The following is a 21,842-nucleotide window of genomic DNA, read 5'->3' on the forward strand; positions in this document are numbered from 1 at the left end:
GTGAGGGGAACACCGCCATGCGCTCCATCAGACGCATTCCGATCCTGGCCCGTGCGGGCACCGTCGCCGTGGTGACCGCGCTCGCCACGCTGGCGTCCGTAGCCCCCTCGTCCGCCGCCACCCAACTGAACGGCTCCTGGGGCCCGTTCACGCGCTGCCCCGTGGACGCGCCCGCGATGCTCGCCGCCGACGGCCAGATCGACACCGCGATCTGCATCGCCTCCAGCTCCGCCAGCGGCTCCATCAAACTGGGCAGCTCCCAGGTGCCGACCGGCAAGACGGACCTCCAGGCGGGAGTGATCACGCACTCCAACGGAACCTCCACCGTGGTCTCCCCGCCCGGCGGCGCCCTCGTCGCCGAACCCGCCCAACTGCCCGGCGGGCTCCTCGGGTTGATGTGCCCCAGTGACATCCCGGTCGTCACGGCCATCTGCAAGCAGCTCACCGACAACAGCCTGAACCGGGTCACGGCCACCGTCGAATCGGTGAACACACCCACCGACTTCAAGCTGCTCGCCGGAGTGATGAAGGGGCAGCCGATCATCTCGCTGCCGGTGCGCATCAAGCTGGACAACCCGTTCCTCGGCGGCAGTTGCTACATCGGCTCGGCCGCCAACCCGATCGTGCTGCGCCCGCAGAACGCGACCGCGCCCTCGGTGAAGACCGAACGGTTCGACGGTGACGGCACACCGAACACGACCGGCGTGCTCAACCGGCTCAGCGCACTCGGTGCGAACCAGGGCGACACGACCTACGCCGTTCCCGGCGCCAACGGCTGCGGTCTCCTGGGCATCCTGGACTGGGCGGTCAACCTGAAGTCGGGCCTCCCGTCGGCCGCCGGCAACAACAACGTGGTCCTCAACAGCGCGTCCACGTATGTCGCCGCCTTCTCCTCGCCGGACACCGTGGTGCCGAACGAGGGCCGGCTGCTCGCGGAGTACTGGCACTCGGCCGTGAGGTAGTCCGCAGGGGCGCACGGCCGTACAGGCATCGGGCGGGCATCGGCGGATGGCGGCGGTGAACTTGTCACTCGCCCACACATTCGCCTCGCGACTCACTCGCCCGATGCCAACAAAACGGTGACAGAAATCCACGGCGCGGAAAGTTCGCAGCCCGGTATTGCGGCCTTAGGTTACCCGGTCGTAACGTCCCGGGTGTGGCCGCTCGACTCCTTGTCGACGCCCCCCTGTCGACCTGGAGTTCCTATGGGGAAAACGCCGTCCCGAACCTCCTTCCGGGCCGAGATCCCCGTGGGTGGGGCCTCGTCCATCCAACCCCCGGAGACGCGAGGTCCCACCCTGTTCGGCCCCCGGAAATGCTCACTCGGTGACAAAGAATCCCGGCGGGTTCATCAGCCGGTGACAAATGGCCGAAAGAGCTGCGGAATTGCCGTTCCGACCGCTTGTCCGAACGGCATCGATCAACCTAACGTGCGCCTCTTGGTGCACATCAGCCCCCACGGCGCGTCGGCGCATCTGTTGGACCTGCTGGACCTGCTCGACACGCTGGAGGTGAGATGGGAATCGAAGTAAGGGTCGAGGGCCTGACCAAGTCGTTCGGCAAGCAGAACATCTGGCAGGACGTCACCCTCACCCTGCCCGCCGGTGAGGTGAGCGTGATGCTCGGCCCTTCCGGGACCGGGAAGACCGTGTTCCTCAAGTCCCTCATCGGACTGCTGAAGCCGGAACGGGGCCGTGTCCTCATCAACGGGGTCGACATGGTCGGCAGCCCCGAACGTGACGTCATGGAGACGCGCAAGCTGTTCGGGCTGATGTTCCAGGACGGCGCCCTGTTCGGGTCGATGTCCCTCTTCGACAACATCGCCTTCCCGCTGCGCGAGCACACCCGCAAGAAGGAGTCCGAGATCCGGCGCATCGTCATGGAGCGCATCGAGGTCGTCGGGCTCCTGGGCGCGGAAGGGAAGCTGCCGGGCGAGATCAGCGGTGGTATGCGCAAGCGCGCCGGGCTCGCCCGCGCCCTCGTACTCGATCCGCAGATCATCCTCTGCGACGAGCCGGACTCCGGGCTCGACCCCGTCCGCACCGCGTACATCTCGCAGCTGCTCATCGACCTGAACACGCAGATCGACGCGACCATGCTGATCGTCACCCACAACCTCGACATCGCCGCGACCGTCCCCGACAACATGGGGATGCTGTTCCGGCGCAACCTCGTCACCTTCGGGCCGCGCGAGGTCCTGCTCACCAGCCGCGAGCCCGTCGTGGCGCAGTTCCTGACCGCGAGCAAGGCCGGGCCGATCGGCATGTCCGAGGAGAAGGACGCCGCGACGCTCGCCGCCGAGGCCGCGGGCTCGGCGGGCAACGGGCCGATTTCGCCGCGCGCCATCGTGCCGCAGCTCGAACCCTCGCCAGGACTGCCGCCCCGCAGGGCCGTGGCCCGGCGCCGCGAACGCGTCCTCGGCATGCTCGACACGCTGCCGCCCTCGGCCCGCGCCGCGATCGAGGCGACGTACGCCGAAGCTCTCGAACCGACGGCCGTGCTGCCCCGCCGTACCGGCGCCGGGGGCGTCTCGTGAGCGTGGACGAACAGCATCCGGCGGTACCGGCCGGCGAGCCGTCCCCCGGCGGGCAAGGCGGGCAGCCCCAGGGCGTGCCGCCCCAGGACGCGACGGCCAAGCACCGCCGCAGCGGCGGCGCGGGCACGCCCGTCCCCGGGCTCGGCGCGCTGCGCCAGACCGGCCGCCTCTTCGCCCTCGCCATCGAAGTGAGCCGTGCGATCTTCCGCCGGCCCTTCCAGTTCCGCGAGTTCATCGAGCAGTTCTGGTTCATCGCCAGCGTCACCATCCTCCCGGCCGCCCTCGTCTCGATCCCCTTCGGCGCCGTCATCGCGCTCCAAGTCGGCTCGCTGACCCAGCAGTTGGGCGCCCAGTCCTTCACCGGCGGCGCCAGCGTCCTCGCCGTCATCCAGCAGGCGAGCCCGCTCATCGTCGCCCTCCTCATCGCGGGCGCCGGCGGCTCGGCGATCTGCGCCGACCTCGGCTCACGCAAGATCCGCGAAGAGCTGGACGCCATGACCGTGATGGGTGTCTCGCCCGTGCAGCGGCTCGTCGTGCCCCGCGTGCTCGCGACCATGTCCGTGGCCCTCCTCCTCAACGGCATGGTCTCCGTGGTCGGCACCCTCGGCGGCTACTTCTTCAACGTCATCCTCCAGGGCGGCACACCGGGCGCGTACCTCTCCTCCTTCTCCGCGCTCGCCCAACTTCCCGACCTGTACATCAGCGAACTCAAGGCGCTCATCTTCGGGTTCATCGCCGGAATCGTCGCCGCCTACCGCGGCCTCAATCCGCGCGGCGGACCCAAGGGCGTCGGCGACGCCGTCAACCAGTCCGTCGTCATCACCTTCATCCTGCTGTTCTTCGTGAACATGGTGATGACGGGCATCTACCTCCAGATCGTTCCGCCGAAGGGAGGCTGAGCCCGCCATGGCCTCCCCCCTCACCACGGCGCTCGCCGCGCCGCTCGCCTGGCTCGACCGCTGCGGCGACCAACTCCTCTTCTACATACGGGCGTTGGCGTGGATACCGCGCACCCTGCGCCGCTATATGAAGGAGGTCCAGCGCCTGCTCGCCGAGGTCGCCTTCGGCTCCGGCGGGCTCGGCGTCATCGGCGGCACCATCGGCGTGATGATCGCCATGACCGCCGCCACCGGCACCGTCGTGGGCCTCCAGGGGTACGCGGCCCTGGACCAGATCGGCACCGCCGCCTTCACCGGCTTCGTCTCCGCGTACTTCAACACCCGCGAGATCGCGCCACTGGTCGCCGGGCTCGCCCTGTCCGCGACCGTCGGCGCCGGGTTCACCGCGCAACTCGGCGCCATGCGCATCAACGAGGAGGTCGACGCGCTGGAAGGGATGGGTGTGCGGTCCATGCCGTACCTCGTCACCACCCGCATCATCGCCGGAGTCGTCGCGATCATCCCGCTGTACGCGATCGGGCTGCTGTCCTCCTACGTCGCCTCGCGCATCGTCACCGTCGTCTTCAACGGCCAGTCGCAAGGCACCTACGACCACTACTTCAATCTGTTCCTGTCGCCGACCGATGTCGTCCTGTCGGTCCTGAAGGTGCTCATCTTCAGCGTCATGGTGATCGTCGCGCACTGCTATTACGGCTACCGGGCGACCGGTGGGCCCGCGGGCGTCGGTGTCGCCGTGGGGCGGTCCGTGCGCAATGCGATCGTCCTCATCAGCGTCACCGACTTCTTCCTCTCGCTGGCGCTCTGGGGCGCCACCACGACGGTGAAGGTGGCGGGCTGACATGACCCGGGCCACCACCGTCCGCAGACGACTCGCCGGAGTCGTCTTCCTGCTCGTCCCCGCGCTGCTCATCTGGCTCGCCGTCGCCGTCTACAACAAGGACTTCACCGAGTCGGACGAGATCGTGGTCGAGACCGGCAGCGTCGGCAACGAGATGCACCTGGGCGCGGAGGTGAAGATGCGCGGTGTCGTCCTCGGCGAGGTCCGCAAGATCGACGCCACCGCCACGGGCGCCCGCCTCACCCTCGCCCTCGAACCGGGCGCCCTGGACCACGTACCCGACGACGTCAGTGCGCAGATGCTGCCGACCACCCTGTTCGGCGAGCGGTACGTCGCCTTCGTCGCCCCGGGGGCCCCGAGCGGGCGGACGCTGCCCGCCGGGTCGACCGTCCCGCAGGACCGGTCGGCCAACGCCATCGAACTCCAGCAGGTCCTCGACGACGTACTGCCGATGCTCACGGCCGTGCAGCCGCAGAAGCTGTCCGCGACGCTGTCCGCCGTCTCGCAGGCCCTGGAGGGGCGCGGCGACCAGCTCGGCGACACACTCACCCAGCTCGACGCCCACCTGAAGAAGTTCAACCCCCATCTGCCCACCCTCAACGAGGACTTGAAACAGCTCGTGAAGGTGTCGCACATCTACGCCGACGCCGCACCCGGCATCCTCGACGCGCTGCGGGACCTCACCACCACGAGCGGCACCCTCGCCGAGAAGGAGGGCGACCTGGCCGCCACCTACGGGGCCACCACCAGGACCGCCGAAGATCTCGACGCCTTCCTGCGCGCCAACAAGGACAACATCATCCGGCTGTCGACCACCTCACGGCCCACCCTCGAACTCCTCGCCGAGTACGCGCCCGAGTTCCCGTGCACCCTGCGCACCCTCGCGGAGCTGGTGCCCCGGATGGACCAGGCGCTCGGCAAGGGCACCGACCAGCCGGGCATCCACGTGGAGGTCTCCACCGTGCCCTCGCGCGGCAACTACGTCGCGGGCAAGGACACCCCGCGGTACGACTCCACCGGCGGTCCGCGCTGCTACCCGGTGCCCTACCTCGGGTCCACCGCGACCGTGCCCATCACTCCGTCGGCCGCCACCGAGCAGGACCTCGGTCCCGCCAACTCGCCGCAGGAGAACGACCTCGTCAATGAACTCCTCGCCCCGTCCGCCAAGAAGCGGCCCGCCGACCTGCCCGACTGGTCGAGCCTGCTCGCCGGGCCCCTCTACCGCGGAACGGAGGTGAAGCTGAAGTGAGCGCACCCACCCCGGGCCCCGACACCCCGGACCGCGACCCCACCACGACTGACACCACCGACACCTCCGCCACCACCTCAGACACCTACGGCAGCCACACCCGGCGCCGCAGCCTCGCGGGCCCCCTCGTCAAATCCCTGATCTTCGTGCTCGTCACCGCCCTGGCCACCACCGTCCTCGGCCTGTCCATCGCCAACACCGGTGTCGGCAAGGCGACCAGGACGTACAAGGCCCTGTTCACCGACATCACCGGCCTCATCGACGGCGACGGCGTACGGATCTCCGGTGTGAAGGTCGGTGAGGTCACCGACGTCCGCGTGGTCGACCAGCGCACCGCCCAGGTCACTTTCACCGTCAACGACGACCGGGTCCTGCCGCGCACCACCACCGCGGCCGTGAAGTACCTCAACATGGTCGGCCAGCGGTACGTCGCTCTCGACCGCGGCACCGGAACGGCGAGCGGCGACCTGGCTCCCGGCGACACGATCCCGCTCACCCGCACCACCCCCGCCCTCGATCTGACGCTCCTCTTCAACGGCTTCAAGCCACTGTTCGAGGGCCTGTCCCCGAAGGACGTCAACGAGCTGGCCGGTTCCATCGTCAAGGTCCTCCAGGGCGAGGGCGGCACCGTCGACAGCCTCATCGAGCACGTCGGCTCGCTGTCCTCGACGGTCGCCGCCAAGGACAAGGTCATCGGGCAGGTCGTCGGCAACCTCACCGACGTACTGACCACCATCAACGACCGCGAGGCACAGTTCGACGACCTCGTGGTCACCCTCCAGGACCTGGTGTCCGGCTTCAACGACGACCGCAAGCCGCTCGGGGACGCCGTCGCCGCGATGGGCGATCTGACGACGGTGACCGCGGACCTCCTCCAGGACGCCCGCGCACCCCTCAAGGAGGACATCCGCCAGCTCGGCCGGCTGTCCACCTCGCTCGGCAAGGGCATCCCGCAGATCGAGAACTTCCTCGACAAGACGCCCGCCAAGATGACCGCGCTCTCCCGCCTCGCGTCCTACGGGTCCTGGTTCAACCTCTACCTCTGCGAGGCGAAGGTCGGCGGCGTGACCATGTCCGACGGCTCCACGCCACCGACCGGCATCACCGTCACCGAATCGAGGTGTCAGTGACATGGGGCGCCCCCGCATCAAACCGATCCAGGAACGCAACCCGGTCGCCGTCGCCGTCGTAGGACTCGTCGCGCTCGCCCTCGTGGCGCTCGCCGCCTTCAACGCGAGCAGCCTGCCCGTCGTCGGCGGCGGCACCACGTACACGGCCGACTTCAGCGAGGCGGCCGGTCTCGGCGACGGCGACGAGGTGCGCATCGCCGGTGTCAAGGTCGGCGAGGTCACCGGTGTCGGCCTCGACGGAGCCAAGGTGAAGGTCACCTTCGAGATCAAGGACAAGGGCACGTGGATCGGCGACCGGACGACCGCCGCCATCGCCATCAAGACCCTGCTCGGCGACAAGTACGTGGCCCTCGACCCGGTGGGCTCCGCGAAGCAGGACCCGGGCAGCAGGATCCCGGTCTCCCGTACGACATCCCCGTACGACGTCACCGAGGCGTTCCAGGATCTCAGCGGCACCATCGACGAGATCGACACCCAGCAGCTCGCGAAGAGCTTCGAGACGATCTCCACGACGTTCAAGGACTCGCCGCCGGATGTACGGGCCGCCCTCCAGGGGTTGTCCGCCCTGTCGAAGACCGTCTCGAAGCGGGACGCCGAACTCGCCCAACTGCTCGCCGGAAGCAAGAAGTTGACCAAGACGCTGGAGGACAAGAAGTCCAGCTTCGAGACGCTCATCGACGACGGCGGTTCGCTGCTCGGCGAGTTGAAGAAGCGGCGCTCCGCCATCAAGGCGCTGCTGTCCGGCAGCCAGGCGCTCGGCAAGCAGCTCGACGGCCTCGTGGACGACAACGAGAAGGAACTCCGCCCCACCCTCCAGGCGCTGGGCCGGGTCACCGAGGTCCTGGAGAAGAACAAGGGAAAGCTCGACCGGACGCTCTCCCTCATCGGCCCCTACTACCGGCTCGTCGGCAACACCCTCGGCAACGGCCGCTGGTTCGACAGCTACCTCTGCGGGGTCGTACCGCGCACCTACCTCCCCGAGTCGTCCCTGCCCGAGGACAGTTGCCGGCCGCCGAAGAACGGCACCTACGACGTGAAGGGAGGCGGACAGGGATGACACTTCGCCGCAAGCTCGTGGCCGGCGTGGTCGCGCTGGGCGTACTCGTCGCCGCCGGGATCGTCGGCGTACGGGCCGCCTCCTCCACCGGCACCCGCATCACCGCCTACTTCGACCGCGCCGTCGGCATCTACGCCGGATCAGATCTGCGGATCCTCGGCGTCCGCGTCGGCGAGGTGCACTCCGTGGAGCCCGAGGGGACGCGGGTACGGGTCCGGCTCGACGTGGACGAGGGCGTGAAGGTGCCGGTGGGCGCGCGGGCCGTCGCCGTCGCCCCCAGCATCGTCGCCGACCGCTACGTCCAGCTCACCCCCGCCTACACCTCAGGTCCCGCGCTGCGTGACGGCGCCGAGCTGCCCGCCTCCCTCAACCGCACCCCCGTCGAGATCGACCAGCTCTACGACTCGATCACCGAACTCGGCAAGGCGCTCGGACCGGACGGAGCCAACGCCGAGGGCGCCCTGTCCGATCTGCTCGACACAGGCGCCAAGAACCTCGACGGCAACGGCGCGCTGATGGGCGACAGCATCGAGCAGTTCGGCAAGGCCGCCAAGACGCTCGACGGCAGCAGCGACGACTTCTTCACCACTCTCGCCCAGCTCCAGACGTTCACCACGATGCTGAAGGAGAAGGACGGCGACGTGCGCACGGCGCAGGAACGCCTGGACGACGTCACCGGGTTCTTCGCCGACAACAAGGACGACCTCGCCGGCGCCCTGAAGGAACTCGGCAAGGCGCTCACCAAGGTGAAGAAGTTCATCAAGGACAACCGGGGCGAGCTGAAGAAGAACGTCGACCGGCTCGTGCCGATCACGCAGGCCCTGGTCGACCAGCGCGCCTCACTCGCCGAGGCCATGGACACGGTGCCGAACGCCGCAGGGAACGTCGTGGGCGCGTACAACCCGGACACCCGTACCCTCGACGGCCGCGCCGACCTCAACGAGCTGAGCATGGGCGGGCCGCTGCTCCCGCTGCCCGCCGTGGGAGGTGAGGGCTGATGGCCGCCCGCCGTAAGGCCGCCATCGGCGCCGGGCTCGGCTGCGCCGTCCCGATCGTCGTCGGATTCTGCCTGGTGATCGGCGTGTTCACCGTGCCGACGCCGTCGTTCGGCGGCATCGAGGACCTGCCGCTGCCCGGCGGCGCCGACCTCGGCTCCCACCCGTACACCGTCACCGCCGAGATCAAGGACGTCCTGAGCCTCGTCCCGCAGTCGGCGGTCAAGGTCAACGACGTGGCCGTGGGCCGTGTCACCGCCATCGACCTCGGCCGGGACGACTGGACGGCCCGCGTCACCCTGCGCATCAACGGCGATGTCGAGCTGCCCGCCGACACCGGCGCCCGCCTCGAACAGTCCAGCCTCCTCGGCGAGAAGTACATCCAGCTCGTCCCGCCGGAGAACGGCACCGGCACCCTGCGCGGCGGCGACCGGATCCCGCTCTCGCGCACCAGCCGCAACACGGAGGTCGAGGAGGTGTTCGGCGCGCTGTCCCTGCTCCTCAACGGCGGTGGCGTCAACCAGCTCAAGACCATCACCACCGAACTCAACTCCGCCATCGGAGGCCGCGAGACGGAGGTCCGGTCCACACTGCGCCGGGTCAACACCCTCGTCACCGATCTGGACGACCACCGGGGCGACATCACCGACGCGCTCGACTCCGTCAACCGGCTCTCCACGACACTCGCGACGCGCAAACAGGACGTGGGAACCGTGCTGACCGACCTCTCGCCCGGCCTGAAGACCCTGGAGAAACAGAGAGGTTCGCTGCTCACCATGTTGCGCGCCCTGGACCGGCTCTCAGGGGTCGCCGTCGACACCATCGACGCGAGCAAGGAGGACATGGTCGCCGACCTCAAGGCCATCGCGCCGACGCTGAAGGCGCTCGCCGACTCCGGCAAGGACCTGCCCGACTCGCTCCAGGTGCTGCTGACGTATCCGTTCACGGACGAGGTCCTGAACGGGGTCAAGGGTGACTACCTGAACGCGTATCTGCATGTGGTGGCCGAGCCGGGCACGGAGCTGATCCCGCCCCTGCCGCCGAAGGCGCCGCCGTCACCCTCGGCGTCGCCGTCGACCCAGGCGAAGTCCTCGTCCGGCAAGTCGTCGTCGGACAAGTCCTCAGCGGCGAAATCGCCGTCCGCCGAGTCCACCCTCCCGCTGCCCTCCGTACCGACACCGAGCGGAGGTGGGGTCCGGTGATCACGCTCGCCGTCCGGCTCAAGAACCTCGCGTTCCTGATCATCGCCGTCCTCGTCCTCGGCTATGTCGGCATCCGGTACGCGGATCTCGGCCGCTATGTCGGAGCCGCCGACTACTACACCGTGAAGGTCCATCTCCCGCGCACCGGGGGCCTGTTCACGCACTCCGACGTCACCTATCGCGGGGTGTCCGTCGGCCGGGTCGGGCCGATCGGGCTCACCGAGGAAGGCGTCGTCGCCGAACTGCGGATCAAGAAGTCCGCGCCGCGTATCCCGGACGACGCGAAGGCCGTCGTGGCGAGTCTGTCGGCGGTCGGGGAGCAGTACATCGATCTGCGGCCGGGCCGTTCCGACGGTCCTTTCCTCGCCGACGGCTCCCGAATAGACGAGTCGTCGGCGGCCGTGCCGAGGCCCGTCACCGACGTGCTGACCAGCATGGACGACCTCACCAACTCGGTGCCGCTGGACTCCCTGCGCACGGTCGTGGACGAGTTCGGCAAGGCGTTCGAGGGGCACGGCGAAGACCTCCAGGTCCTCCTGGACAACGGCTCGGACTTCGTCGAGGCCGCCGACCGCGCGCTGCCGTACACCACCAAGTTGATGGCCGACGGCGAGATCGTGCTGCGTACCCAGGCCGAAGAGGGCCAGGCCATCAAGGACTTCGCCTCGGGCGCCAAGGAGCTGGCGGCGACCCTGAAGAGTTCGGACAGCGACCTCCGAACCCTCGTCACCGTGGCGCCCGACGCCGCCACCCAGGTCAGCGGGTTGCTACGGGACCTCGACCCCAGCCTCGGTGTCGTCCTCGCAAACCTCCTCACCACCTCCGAGGTCGCCGTCACCCGTCAGCGCGGCACCGAGGAGCTGCTGGTCAAGCTGCCCCAGGCCGTCGCCGCCGGGGCCACCGCCGTCGACGGAAAGAAGGTCAACTTCGGCATGACGGTCACGTTCTTCAAGCCCCTGCCCTGCACGGAGGGCTACTCCGGTACGCGTTACCGCTCCGGAGTCGAACTCGGTACCGCGCCCGCCCTCAACACCGACGCGCGCTGTACGTCACCCCCGTCCAGCGGCATCAACGTCCGGGGCTCCGCGAACGCGCCCAAGGGCGGTGCCGTACCCGAACCCGCGAAGCCGGGGGCGCTCTCGCTGCCCTCGCTGGACGAGACGGGCGCCGGGTCCCCGGAGGACGGCATGGCGGGGCTGCTCGGGCTGTCCCCCGCGTCCGGCGCGTCGGGTGAGTCCGGGGGCGGCCGATGAGGAAGCTCACGGTGGCCCCGGGGAGGCTCGCGGTCGGCGCGGGACTCGCCGTGGCGGTCGCGCTGTGCGGCGTCGGCGGCTGGTCGTACGCACAGGCGCGCGGCGACGACTCGCTCGCCTACGGGCGGGCCAGGGACGCGGCGCTCGCCGACGGCCGGACGGGCATCGCCGCGCTGTCCACCCTCGACGCCTCGACCCTGGAGAAGGCCAAGGCCGGGGCGCGCAAGTGGACGGCCGTCACCACGGGCGCGCTGCGCACCGAGATCGAACGCGTCGAGCCCGCCACCGGGCCCTCCTCGCGCGGCGTGGTCACCGACGCGGCGGTCACCGCGCTGGACGACCGGGCGGGCACGGCCAAGGTCATCGCGACGGTACGGATCGACATCACGTCGAAGGGTGCCACGGCCCCTTCGACGGACCGCAAACGCCTGGAGGCGGTCCTCGCCCGGGAGTCCGACGGGAGCTGGAAGATCAAGGCGCTCAACGCCGTGCCCGTGACCGAGCCGGACGGGGCGAGCGGGGAGAACGGATGAGCCGGGAGGGGGCCGGGCCTGTCGTGCGGGTCGAGGAGGGGACGGCGGACGTCGCCGGGGACGAGGACGTGACGGCGGCGGATGTGTCGGCAGCCGAGGTGACGAAGGTCGACGTGACGAAGGCTGACGTGACGAAGGATGTGGCGTACGGGGATGGGGACGCGGAGGCGGGCGAGGCGGGCGCGGCCCCGGACTCCGTCGGGGAGGACGACGGCGAGGACGGGCGGCCCCCCGAGCGCTCGGGCGAGCGGCGATGGCTGATCGGTCTCGCGACCGGAGCCGTGCTGCTCGCCCTCACCGGCGGCCTCCTCCTCCACCAGGCACACCAGTTGAGGAACACGCCCGCCGCCGCCAACCACGCCCTCACCGACGTCGAGGCGACCACCCGCGTCAACGGCGACGTCAGCAACGCCCTCGCCAAGGTCTTCTCGTACACACCGGGCGGTACCGCCGCCACCGAGCGCTCGGCCCGCGAACTGCTCTCCGGCCGCGCCGCCCGCCAATACACCGAACTCTTCGCCCAGGTCAGGGAGAACGTCAGCGAGCAGCGCGTCACGCTCACCACGCAGGCCGTGCGCGTGGGCACCGTCAGCCTCGACGGGAACAGCGCCCACCTGCTCGTCTTCCTCGACCAGACCGCACACCGGGGCGACAAGAAGCCCACCACGTCCGCCGCCCAGCTCTCCGTCACGGCACAGTTGCGCGACGGCGTGTGGCAGATCGTCGACATCAAGGCCCGTTGACCTCAAGGGCCCGTGGAAGGGAACCAGCGCATGACACGGTCATTCCGAACAGCGGTGCTGTTCCGCCAGCCGCTGCTCGCGGCGGCCCTGGCCCTGACCCTGGTCGCGGGCGGGGTCGCCGCCTGGGCCGGCTGGTCCTGGTACGGCGCGGCCCACGACGAGTCGGCGGACTACGCGGCGGCCCGAGACGCGGCGCTGGAGGCGGGGGAGCAGGCCGTGCAGAACCTCAACACGCTCGACCACCGCCAGTTGGACCGCGGGCTCGATCTGTGGGAGGCGTCCACGACGGGCGAGCTGCACAGCCAACTCGCCAAGGGGCGCAAGGAGTTCTCCGTGCAGGTCGCGGAGGCGCAGACGGTGAGTACGGCGAAGGTGCTGTCCGGCGCGCTGACGGAGCTGGACCAGCGGGCGGGCCGGGCGCGGGTGCTGGTCGCGCTGCGCGTCACCGTACGGGCGTCGGGGGCCAAGGCCACGGAGAAGGACAGCCGGATGCTCGGTGAGCTGACCCGGACGAAGGGCCACTGGAAGCTCAGCGCCCTCGGCCAGGCGCCGGTCGGCGACACGGCGACGGACTGAGGAGGTACGGACATGTCGACGACCCGCCATCACATCAACCGCAGGCGCCGCCTGGAGGCGAACTCGACCCGGGGCGAACGGGACACCGGGGGAGCGGCGTTGACGGCGACGGCCGCACCGGAGGACACCGAGCCGTCGTCCGAGGCGGTGACCAAGCCGTCGTCGCAGCCTTCCCCGATGCCGGTGACCAAGCCGGCGCCCAAGCTGTCCCTCAAGACGGCCGCCAAGCCGTCCCCCAAACCGGCCGCCAAATCGGCCGCCAAACCGAGTCCCGCACCGAAGAAGACGGCACCCGGGACGGCACCTGAATCGGCACCGGCGGCCCCCACCCCCCGTACCGCCCGCCGTCGCCTCCGCACCGTCGCCGGTCTCTGCCTGCTCACCCTCCTCCTCGGCGCCTTCGCCGGTTGGGCCCGCGCCGAGGTGACCGCGTTGCGCGACCGGCCCGCGCTGCGCAACACCGCGCTCACCGACCCGGCCCGTACCAGCGACATCAAGGGTCAGGTGAGCCGGGCCGTCGGCGGTGTCTTCTCGTACGACTACGCCAACCCGGGCACCTCCGAGAAGGCCGCCGCCACCTATCTCACCGGCAAGGCCGTCGAGCAGCACCGCACGCTCGTCTCGGGGGTGATCGCCCAGGCGAAGAGGCAGAAGGCGGTGATCACGACCACCGTGACGGACAGCGCGGTGGAGCGGATCGACGGCGACCGCGCCCGGGTGCTCGTCTTCGCCGACCAGAGCAGCACCGGCACCTCGGCGAAGGCCCAGGAACCCACCTACGCGGGCGCGATGCTCGCCGTCGACCTCGTCCGAAAGGACGGCCACTGGCTGATCTCCGGCATCGACACCTTCGGCAGCTGACCTGACGAAAGGGCCCTTCCGTGTCTCCGCTGTCTGCGTTGTCTCCGCTGTTCCCGCGTCTCCGACGCCTCCGTCCCCGCCCCCGCCTGCTCCGTGGCGTGCGCGGCACCGCCGTGGCCGCCGCCGCGATGGCCCTGCTCACGGCCTCCCAAGCGCCGGGTGTCCTCCAGGAGTTGACGGCCGACCGGCACGACGAGCAGTCGGTGTCGGAGGGCGGACCGCTGCCCCCCGTCGCATCCCAGGGCGACGACTCGTACCACACCGAACTGCCGCCCCTGGCGACCGTGGACGCCCCGGATGTCCCGACCCCGGAGCCCGCGCGGGTGCGGGCCGAGTCGGGAATCCCGGCCACCGTCCTCGCCGCCTATCGCAGGGCGGAGGCGTCCGTGGCGCGTACCGACCCGGGCTGCCGGCTGCCCTGGCAACTGCTCGCGGCGATCGGCAAGGTCGAGTCCGGGCAGGCGCGCGGCGGCGCGGTGGACGCGCGCGGCGACACCCTCGGCCGGATCACCGGACCGCCCCTGAACGGGAACGGCTTCGCCCTGATCCGCGACACCGACAAGGGCGCGTGGGACGGGGACACGGTGTACGACCGGGCCGTGGGGCCGATGCAGTTCCTGCCGTCGACCTGGCGGCGCTGGGGCGCCGACGGCAACGGCGACGGCCGCGCGAACCCCAACAACATCTTCGACGCGGCGCTCGCCGCCGGCCACTACCTGTGCGCGGGCGGCCGTGACCTGAGCCGCACGGCCGATCTCGAACGGGCGATCCTCAGCTACAACTACTCGCGCGACTACCTTCAACTGATCCTGTACTGGCTGGAGTTCTACCGCGAAGGCGTGCACACCGTCCCGGACGGCAAAGGCGTGATCCCGGACAGCCCAGGCGCGGGCGGCAAGACTCCGGCCACGCGCCCCGTCGGAGACGGCGACGGGGGCGGTGGCAAGGGCGGAGGCGGCGGTATCGTCATCGGCCCCGACCCGACACGCAGCCCCACGCCGAGCCCGTCACCCTCCACACCCGCCCCCACCGGAAGCCCGACCGGAAGCCCGTCCCCGACGACGTCCCCGACCGACAGCCCGCAGCCCACGGACCCCGGCACGCCTTCGACCGGTCCTTCGACCGACCCCCCGACCGATCCGCCCACCACGGACCCCGGCACCACGCCCTGCCCCACGGACGGCGCGTCACCGCCGGCGGACCCGTCGGGCGAGCCCACACCGAGCCCCGGCGACACCGGCAGCCCCTCGCCCTGCGCGACCCCCACCCCTTGAGAGGGCGGCTCAGCCGGACGCCCGCAGCTCGCCCATGACCTGCCCGAACGCCTCCATCGAGTGCTCCATCACGGTCACGTACGAGAAGCCGTACCGCTCCCGCTGGGCGCGGACCTTCCGGACGATCTCGTCCGCCGTGCCCACCAGGACGATCGGCAGACCGAGGATCTGGTCCTCGGTGAACTGCGGAAAGATCGGCAGCCAGTGGCTCACCGCGGCCCCCGGGTCGTCCGTGACCACGACGAGTTGGACGAGCAGGTTCAACTCGGCGGGTTCGGGGCGCGCGTCGGCGGCGTAGCGCCGGTACGTCGCCACCCGCTCGTCCAGTTCGTCGGCGGTCAGCGGGGCGAGCATTCCGGCCTTGTCGCCCGGTACCGCACGGCCCCCGGCGAACGCGGCGATGTCGGCGTGCTCCGCGGTCAGCCGCAGCATCCGGTCGCCGTTGCCGCCGATCAGCAGGGGCACCCGGGGCTGCACCGGCTGCGGCTGGTGGTCGGGGGAGCCGAGCAGTCGCCCGACCTCCTCGACGGTGCGCTGCAGATGGTCGACCCGCTCCCGGGGCGAGCCGAACGGCAGACCGGCCGTCTCGTGCTCCACCGGGACGTACCCGGTGCCGAGGCCCAGCTCCAGCCGGCCACCCGTCAGCGCGTCGGCGGTCGCCGCCTCGCGGGCCAGCAGGGTCGGATTCCAGAAGCCCGCATTGAGCACGAAGGTGCCGAGGCGCGGCCGTTCGGTCGCCTCGGCCGCCGCGATCAGGGCGGGAAAGGGCGCCGCCATCCCCAGATGGTCGGGCGCGAGGATCACGTCGTAGCCCAGCTCCTCGGCTCGGCGGCACTTCTCGCGCCAGGCGTCGCCGGGAGCGGGGGCCAGCATGTTGACTCCGAAACGGAACGGTCGCGGCATGAACTCTCCTCGCTGGTTCGGCAGTTGTGCTCGCCACGCTAATGCGGGACGGGGGCGGCGCGGGTGTGACGCGGCCTCCGGAGGGTCATTCGTGGGCGATGGCCGCCAGCACGTTCATCCGGGACGCGCGCAGCGCGGGCAGTAGGGCGGCGGCGAGTCCGACGACGACCGCGCCGACGACGACCGCCACGATGGTGCCCCAGGGGATCGCGAGCGCCGTCATGCCCTCCAGGGCGAGGACCCGCTGCACGGCGAGCCCCCACACCAGGCCGAGGCCGAGCCCGAGCACCGCGCCGAACACGGCGATCACCACCGATTCGAGGCGGATCATCCGGCGCAACTGGCGCCGTCCCAGACCGATCGCGCGCAGCAGTCCGATCTCCCGGGTGCGCTCGACGACCGACAGGGCCAGCGTGTTGACCACCCCGAGGACCGCGATGACGATGGCGAGCCCGAGGAGCGCGTACACGAGGTAGAGCAGGACGGCGACCTGGTCGTGGACCAGCTTCTTGTAGTCGGCCTGGTCGCGGACCTTCACCTGCGGATACGGGTCGAGGGTCGCCTCCAGGCGGGTGCGCAGAGTGTCGGCGCCGGTGCCGGGCGCGGCGTTCACGAAGAGCGCCGAGTCCTGGCCGCCGGGTACGTACTTCTCGACCGTGCCGAAGCCCATGAACAGGCCGCCGCGTATCCCGGGCCCCTCCGGGGTGTCCATGTCGGTGAGCGCGCCGACCGTCAGCTCGGCGCGCACGAGCCCCGGGAACTCGACGGGGACACGGCTGCCGACCGCCAGCCCGTACTCGTCGGCGAAGTCGCGCTCCATGGCGAGGTGGCCGGGCGCGAGCGCGGACGCGGTGTTCCCCGAGGCGTAGGTGAGACGGGTGACGTCGTCGAGCCGTGGTTCGTAGCCCGACGCCGTCGACTCGACGCGCCGCCCGTCGGGCATGGTCAGCGCGAGCTTCGTCATCCGGGACCGGACGACCAGGCCCGCGCCCTCGGTGGCCCGTACCTTCTCGGTGATCTCCTGCGGGAACGGCAGCCCCATACCGTTCTGCACGGTGAAGTCGGCGCCGAGCGTCTTGTCGATCTGCCGGTCGAACGACGCGGTCATGGACGCGCTCGCCACGGACATCCCGCCCACCAGCGCGAGCCCCACCATGAGGGCCGCCGCGGTCGCACCCGTACGGCGGGGATTGCGCAGCGCGTTGCGCTGGCTCAGCCGCCCCACCGGACCGAACACGACGGGGAACGCGCCCCCGAGCACCCGGATCACCGGACGCACCAGCAGCGGCCCCGCGATCACCGTGGCGGTGAGGGTGAGGACCACACCGATCCCGAGCAGCGAACTCGCGGTCGCGGTCCGGTCGGCCGTGGCGCACCCGACGAGTGCGGCGGCGCCCAGCGCGCCGACGACGGCCCCCGCGGCGGCCCGCCGCCGCAACGGCCGTCCCACGCCGGTGATTTCGGCGTCCGACAGCGCGGCCATCGGCGAGACGCCGGCCGCGCGGCGGGCCGGCAGATAGGCGGCGACGAAGGTGACGCCGAGCCCGACCGCGTAGGACGCGACCGGGGTGCCCCAGCCGATGACCATCTCGGTCGACTTCAGATTCATCCCGAAGGCGCCCATCAGCCCGATCAGGCCCCACGCGAGCGCGATACCGGTGGCCAGGCCGAGGGTCGAGCCGACCAGACCGAGCAGGACCGCCTCGACGAGGACCGAGCGGCGGACCTGGCGGCGGTCGGCGCCGATGGCGCGCAGCAGACCCAGTTCACGGGTGCGCTGCGCGATGAGCATGGAGAAGGTGTTGACGATCAGGAACACGCCCACCAGTACGGCGATCCCGGCGAAGCCGAGCATCACCCACTTGATGATCGACAGGAAGCTGCCGAGTTCGGCGGCGGCCGTCCTGGCCTGCTCGGCGGCGGTCTCCAGGTCGTATGCGTCGCCGAGTACGGCTGCGATGCGCTGCTTCAGCACCTCGTCCGAGACGCCGGGGGCCGCGTCCACGGAGAGAGCGGTGGCGAGGTCGTCCGCGCCGAGCAGCGCCTGCCGCGCGGTCGGCGGGTCGAGGAAGACGAGGGCGGCGCCCGGGTTGGTCGTACGGAAGGTGGCGATGCCGACGATCGTCACCTTGAAGGAGCCGGGGCGCGCGATGACCGTCAGGGTGTCGCCGATGCCCAGGTGTTTGGCGTCGGCGGTGTCGGCGTCGAGCAGGGCCTCGGCAGGGCCGTTCGGCGCGCGTCCCGAGGTGAGGCGGACCGGGCTGCGGTCGGTGGGCTGCCAGGCGGTCGCGATGGTCGGCGCGCCCGTCGTCGGGCCGACCGGGTCGTTCCCGTCGTCCACGACGGTGATGTTCTCGACGGACGCCTCGGCGTGGACCGCCGCGACCCCGTCGACCGAGCGGACCCGCTCCCCGAGGCTCACCGGCACGGTCCGGGTGGTCCCGGACAGGTTCGACGACGACAGGTCCTTCTTCGGATTCACCGTCACATCGGCCGAAGTCGAGGCGAACAGCCGGTCGAACGTACGGGTCACCGTGTCCGAGAAGATGAGACTGCCCGCGACGAACGCCACGGACAGCAGCACGGCCAGCGCGGACAGCAGCAGCCGCCCCTTGTGCGCGAGGAAGCTCCGCAGGGTCGCCTTCAGCATCCGGGCCCCGCCTCAGCCGCGCGCGGGACCGGAGACACCGGAGCCGTCCGCGGGACCCGTGCCGGAGAACAGCCGCATCCGCTCCAGGACCGCCGCCGCCGTCGGCCGGGGCATCTCGTCCACGATGCGTCCGTCGGCGAGGAAGAGCACCAGGTCGGAGTGGGCGGCGGCACCGGGGTCGTGCGTCACCATGACGACCGTCTGGCCCAGTTCGTCCACGGCCTCGCGCAGAAAGCCGAGGACTTCGAGCCCGGAGCGCGAGTCCAGATTGCCGGTGGGCTCGTCGGCGAAGATCAGCTCCGGGCGCGAGGCGAGGGCCCGCGCACAGGCGACCCGCTGCTGCTGACCGCCGGAGAGTTGCGCGGGCCGGTGCTTCAGCCGGTCGCCGAGCCCGAGCGTCCCGATGACCCGGTCGACCCACGCCCGGTCGGGCGTCCGGCCCGCGATGTCCATCGGGAGCGTGATGTTCTCGGCCGCGTTCAGCGTCGGGATCAGGTTGAACGACTGGAACATGAAGCCGACCCGGTCCCGGCGCAGCCGCGTCAGCTCCCGGTCCCGCAACCCGGTGATCTCGGTGTCCCCGAGCCAGACCTGCCCCGCCGAGACGCTGTCGAGCCCGGCCAGACAGTGCATCAGCGTGGACTTGCCGGAACCCGACGGACCCATCACCGCCGTGAAGCGCCCGCGCGCGATGTCGACGTCGACCGAGTCGAGGGCGAGTACCTGGGTCTCGCCGCTCCCGTACGCCTTGGTCAGGGCGCGGGCCCGCGCGGCGGTTCCCGTGGCGCCCGCGCGCCCGGTTGCCGGTTCTGCGGCAGATGTGGACAAGGCGGCCTCCCTGTCGATGGGTGTTCCGGCTCTCGTACGCGCGCCCGAGCGTAGTGTGGCGCACGGCACACCGGGAATCCCTCAGAAGTCGGGGAGCCGGGGGCCTGTGTAAGGGGCACGGAATGTAGGGGGCATGGAAGGTGAGCACCCCCGGGGTGCCCCCGATGCGCCGTTCCCGCGCCTCCCGCTCCGCCCGTGCCTCCGGCGCCCCCTTGCGAGTGCTAGCGTCCTGGCGCTAGCTTCAAGGCTATGGCGAAGACTCAGCTGAACGTGCGGGTGGAGGAGGACACCGCCCGAGCCGCGCGCGAACGCGCCCTGGCCCGGGGGATGAGTGTCAACCGCTACATCGAGGAACTGGTCAGACAGGACACCGGTGAGATGGGGCATACGTTCGTGGAGGCCGCGGCCGATTTCATGAAGCAGTACGAATCCGTGTTCGTCGAGGAATTCGGCGCGGAGCGCGAAGGTCGTCGTTGAGCCGTTGAACCTCTCCGTCGACCTTGCCTGGCTCCTCATGATCGCCGAACAGAAGACCCCAGGAGATCCCCAAGTCACCGACTGGGGAGCCCTCGTGGCGGCCGTCGGCCGGCACGAGGCCGAGATATTCGGCATCCCCGTCTACGAAACGCCGCACGACCGCGCCGCGGCCCTGCTCCAACTCCTGCTCCACGTACCGGCGTTGGAGCGCTCCAACGCGCTGTTCGCGGCCTCGGTCGCGTATGCCTACCTCGTCGCGAGCGGCCTCAAGGTCGTGACCTCGCCCGAGCAGGTGCGTGACCTCGCCCGGCTGGTCAAGAGCGGCGAGGCCACCGTGCACGACATCGCACAGCAACTCCGCCAGTGGAGCCTGTGACCCTCGCTGGTTAGGGGCGCCGCGCCGAGCCGAGTACGCAGTACGAGGTCGGCAGGCGCGGCCCCCGGTCGGGCAGCAGCAGCCGCCGGTACGCACCGGTCCCGAACCCCGCGTCCTCGATCGCCCGCAGCGGCTCGCGCCCCACATGGCAGCCGCCGAACAGCAGCGGCCACACCGTCCGGTCGAGGCCCCCCTGCACCGCGCCCATGGCCCGCCCCGGGGCCCGCCCGTGCTCGAAGAAGCGCAGCTCACCGCCGGGCCGCAGCACCCGCCGGATCTCTTCGAGCGCCCGGGGCACACTCCGCACACTGCACAGCACCAGGGACACGACCGCCGCGTCGAACGCCTCGCTCTTGACCGGCAGCGCCTCCGCCGCCCCCGGCACCACGTCGACCGGCACATCGGCGCGCGCTGCCGCCGTCACCGCCAACTCCCTGAGCATGGACTCCGGTTCGATCGCGACGACCTCGGAGACCGCAGGCGGGTAGTGCCGGAAGTTGAGTCCGTTCCCCGCGCCGATCTCGATGACCCGGCCCGTGAGCCCGGCGAGAAGTTCCGCACGCAGGGGCCCGACCGACGGTTCCGTCGCGACGCTGATACGGGCGTAGAACCGGGCGAACCAAGGGTGGTGCACGGCGTCCTTCGGGACGGCGGTCGGCCGCTGCGGCATGAGAGGACTCCTCGGGACGGCTGGTCTACCGAGCCTGGGGACGGCTGGGTCACCGAGCCTAGAGGCTGCCCCGGACCGGCGCCTGTTCCGCGGTGAAGCGCGTCGCGTCCCATGTCCCGTCCAGCGGCGGCGCCACCCACCCGGCAGCCGCCGCCCGGAACGCCACCGGCTCGTACGCCCCCGCACCCTCCGGCACCGCCCCCAGCAGGGGCGCGTCCGCGACCGCCGGCAGGTCCGCGAGGTTGCAGCGGGCCGCCAGATCGGGCGCGCCCGGCCAGGACCCGACGACCACACCGAGCAGGTCCACACCCCGCGCCCGCAGCGCCTCGGCGGTCAGCGCCGTCGTGTTGAGCGTCCCCAGCCCCGCCGACGCGACCAGGAGCACCGGGGCCCCCAGCAGCCGAGCCGCGTCGGCCAGCGTGGAGCCCGCGGCGTCGAACCGTACGAGCAGACCGCCCGCGCCCTCGACCAGCACGAGATCGTGGTCGGTGGCGAGCTTGGCCGCCGCGTCGGCCGTCTCTCGCGCGCCGACCGGGGCCAGCCCGGCCCGGCGCGCGGCCGTGGCCGGGGCCAACGGGTCGGGGAACCTGGCCAGCTCGACCGCCGTCACCCCGCCGGCCAGCCGTACCACCTCGTCGACGTCACCCCGCTCGTCCCCGGACACACCGGTCTGCGCGGGCTTCAGGACCGCCACGGAACGCCCGGCGGCCAGCGCCGCGCGGGCGAGCACCGCCGTGGTCACGGTCTTGCCGACCTCGGTGCCTGTCCCTGTCACCACCAGCACGGCCATCC

At 71.0% G+C, this 21,842-nt stretch carries 22 protein-coding genes; 17 read left to right on the plus strand and 5 right to left on the minus strand.

Annotated elements, in window-relative coordinates:
• Nucleotides 1-17: 17 nt before the first annotated feature.
• From ACIQNU_RS30435 to ACIQNU_RS30505, 15 genes are all read left to right on the plus strand, one after another.
• On the plus strand, nt 18-962 hold the full coding sequence (locus ACIQNU_RS30435) for a hypothetical protein (protein WP_401372520.1): 945 nt from the start codon (nt 18-20) through the stop codon (nt 960-962).
• A gap of 554 nt (nt 963-1,516) precedes the next feature.
• Nucleotides 1,517-2,536 (plus strand): ABC transporter ATP-binding protein, encoded by a 1,020-nt coding sequence (locus ACIQNU_RS30440; protein WP_401372522.1) that lies wholly within the window; start codon nt 1,517-1,519, stop codon nt 2,534-2,536.
• A gap of 149 nt (nt 2,537-2,685) precedes the next feature.
• Nucleotides 2,686-3,435 (plus strand): MlaE family ABC transporter permease, encoded by a 750-nt coding sequence (locus ACIQNU_RS30445; RefSeq protein ID WP_389888203.1) that lies wholly within the window; start codon nt 2,686-2,688, stop codon nt 3,433-3,435.
• 7 nt (nt 3,436-3,442) lie between these two features.
• Nucleotides 3,443-4,273 (plus strand): MlaE family ABC transporter permease, encoded by an 831-nt coding sequence (locus ACIQNU_RS30450; RefSeq protein ID WP_401372523.1) that lies wholly within the window; start codon nt 3,443-3,445, stop codon nt 4,271-4,273.
• A gap of 1 nt (nt 4,274) precedes the next feature.
• Complete coding sequence (locus tag ACIQNU_RS30455; protein ID WP_401372525.1) at nt 4,275-5,522, plus strand: MCE family protein; 1,248 nt, start codon at nt 4,275-4,277, stop codon at nt 5,520-5,522.
• A gap of 137 nt (nt 5,523-5,659) precedes the next feature.
• The gene (locus tag ACIQNU_RS30460) at nt 5,660-6,652 is read left to right on the plus strand and encodes an MCE family protein (protein WP_401372847.1); all 993 of its coding nucleotides are present in this window, start codon (nt 5,660-5,662) and stop codon (nt 6,650-6,652) included.
• Between the two features lies 1 nt (nt 6,653).
• Nucleotides 6,654-7,709, plus strand: coding sequence for an MCE family protein (locus tag ACIQNU_RS30465; protein WP_401372527.1), 1,056 nt, complete (start codon nt 6,654-6,656; stop codon nt 7,707-7,709).
• Nucleotides 7,706-8,707 carry an MCE family protein gene (locus ACIQNU_RS30470; RefSeq protein ID WP_401372529.1) on the plus strand — a complete coding sequence of 334 codons (1,002 nt, stop codon included), beginning with the start codon at nt 7,706-7,708 and terminating at the stop codon, nt 8,705-8,707. The genes ACIQNU_RS30465 and ACIQNU_RS30470 overlap by 4 nt, the downstream gene beginning before the upstream one ends.
• The gene (locus ACIQNU_RS30475; protein WP_401372531.1) at nt 8,707-9,906 is read left to right on the plus strand and encodes an MCE family protein; all 1,200 of its coding nucleotides are present in this window, start codon (nt 8,707-8,709) and stop codon (nt 9,904-9,906) included. The genes ACIQNU_RS30470 and ACIQNU_RS30475 overlap by 1 nt, the downstream gene beginning before the upstream one ends.
• Nucleotides 9,903-11,159 (plus strand): MlaD family protein, encoded by a 1,257-nt coding sequence (locus tag ACIQNU_RS30480; RefSeq protein WP_401372532.1) that lies wholly within the window; start codon nt 9,903-9,905, stop codon nt 11,157-11,159. Before ACIQNU_RS30475 ends, ACIQNU_RS30480 begins: the two co-directional genes overlap by 4 nt.
• Nucleotides 11,156-11,692 (plus strand): hypothetical protein, encoded by a 537-nt coding sequence (locus tag ACIQNU_RS30485; protein ID WP_401372534.1) that lies wholly within the window; start codon nt 11,156-11,158, stop codon nt 11,690-11,692. Before ACIQNU_RS30480 ends, ACIQNU_RS30485 begins: the two co-directional genes overlap by 4 nt.
• Nucleotides 11,689-12,435 (plus strand): hypothetical protein, encoded by a 747-nt coding sequence (locus ACIQNU_RS30490; protein WP_401372536.1) that lies wholly within the window; start codon nt 11,689-11,691, stop codon nt 12,433-12,435. Before ACIQNU_RS30485 ends, ACIQNU_RS30490 begins: the two co-directional genes overlap by 4 nt.
• Before the next feature lie 30 nt (nt 12,436-12,465).
• Complete coding sequence (locus ACIQNU_RS30495) at nt 12,466-13,011, plus strand: hypothetical protein (protein ID WP_401372538.1); 546 nt, start codon at nt 12,466-12,468, stop codon at nt 13,009-13,011.
• A 12-nt stretch (nt 13,012-13,023) separates the two neighbouring features.
• A complete protein-coding gene (locus tag ACIQNU_RS30500) occupies nt 13,024-13,872 on the plus strand; it encodes a hypothetical protein (protein WP_401372540.1) in 849 nt (282 codons plus the stop codon).
• A gap of 98 nt (nt 13,873-13,970) precedes the next feature.
• A complete protein-coding gene (locus tag ACIQNU_RS30505; RefSeq protein ID WP_401372542.1) occupies nt 13,971-15,146 on the plus strand; it encodes a lytic transglycosylase domain-containing protein in 1,176 nt (391 codons plus the stop codon).
• A 9-nt stretch (nt 15,147-15,155) separates the two neighbouring features.
• Here the strand turns inward: ACIQNU_RS30505 and ACIQNU_RS30510 are convergent, their stop codons facing one another.
• The 3 genes from ACIQNU_RS30510 to ACIQNU_RS30520 form a co-directional block, all read right to left on the minus strand.
• Complete coding sequence (locus ACIQNU_RS30510) at nt 15,156-16,049, minus strand: TIGR03621 family F420-dependent LLM class oxidoreductase (RefSeq protein ID WP_401372544.1); 894 nt, start codon at nt 16,047-16,049, stop codon at nt 15,156-15,158.
• Between the two features lie 85 nt (nt 16,050-16,134).
• Complete coding sequence (locus ACIQNU_RS30515) at nt 16,135-18,699, minus strand: ABC transporter permease (RefSeq protein ID WP_401372546.1); 2,565 nt, start codon at nt 18,697-18,699, stop codon at nt 16,135-16,137.
• Between the two features lie 12 nt (nt 18,700-18,711).
• A complete protein-coding gene (locus ACIQNU_RS30520; RefSeq protein ID WP_401372548.1) occupies nt 18,712-19,527 on the minus strand; it encodes an ABC transporter ATP-binding protein in 816 nt (271 codons plus the stop codon).
• A gap of 249 nt (nt 19,528-19,776) precedes the next feature.
• Here ACIQNU_RS30520 and ACIQNU_RS30525 point away from each other — a divergent pair, with 249 nt between their 5' ends.
• Both ACIQNU_RS30525 and ACIQNU_RS30530 read left to right on the plus strand, forming a co-directional pair.
• Nucleotides 19,777-20,004, plus strand: a complete 228-nt coding sequence (locus tag ACIQNU_RS30525; protein ID WP_389887794.1) for an antitoxin — start codon at nt 19,777-19,779, stop codon at nt 20,002-20,004.
• Nucleotides 20,005-20,041: 37 nt separating this feature from the next.
• The gene (locus tag ACIQNU_RS30530) at nt 20,042-20,380 is read left to right on the plus strand and encodes a fic family toxin-antitoxin system, toxin component (protein WP_401372848.1); all 339 of its coding nucleotides are present in this window, start codon (nt 20,042-20,044) and stop codon (nt 20,378-20,380) included.
• A 10-nt stretch (nt 20,381-20,390) separates the two neighbouring features.
• On the opposite strand, the gene ACIQNU_RS30535 is transcribed toward ACIQNU_RS30530, so the two are convergent.
• The gene (locus ACIQNU_RS30535) at nt 20,391-21,050 is read right to left on the minus strand and encodes a class I SAM-dependent methyltransferase (protein WP_401372551.1); all 660 of its coding nucleotides are present in this window, start codon (nt 21,048-21,050) and stop codon (nt 20,391-20,393) included.
• 58 nt (nt 21,051-21,108) lie between these two features.
• Nucleotides 21,109-21,840 (minus strand): dethiobiotin synthase, encoded by a 732-nt coding sequence (gene bioD, locus ACIQNU_RS30540; RefSeq protein ID WP_401372553.1) that lies wholly within the window; start codon nt 21,838-21,840, stop codon nt 21,109-21,111.
• Between the last annotated feature and the right edge of the window lie 2 nt (nt 21,841-21,842).

The organism is Streptomyces sp. NPDC091292, assembly GCF_044757265.1.
GTDB lineage: Bacteria > Actinomycetota > Actinomycetes > Streptomycetales > Streptomycetaceae > Streptomyces.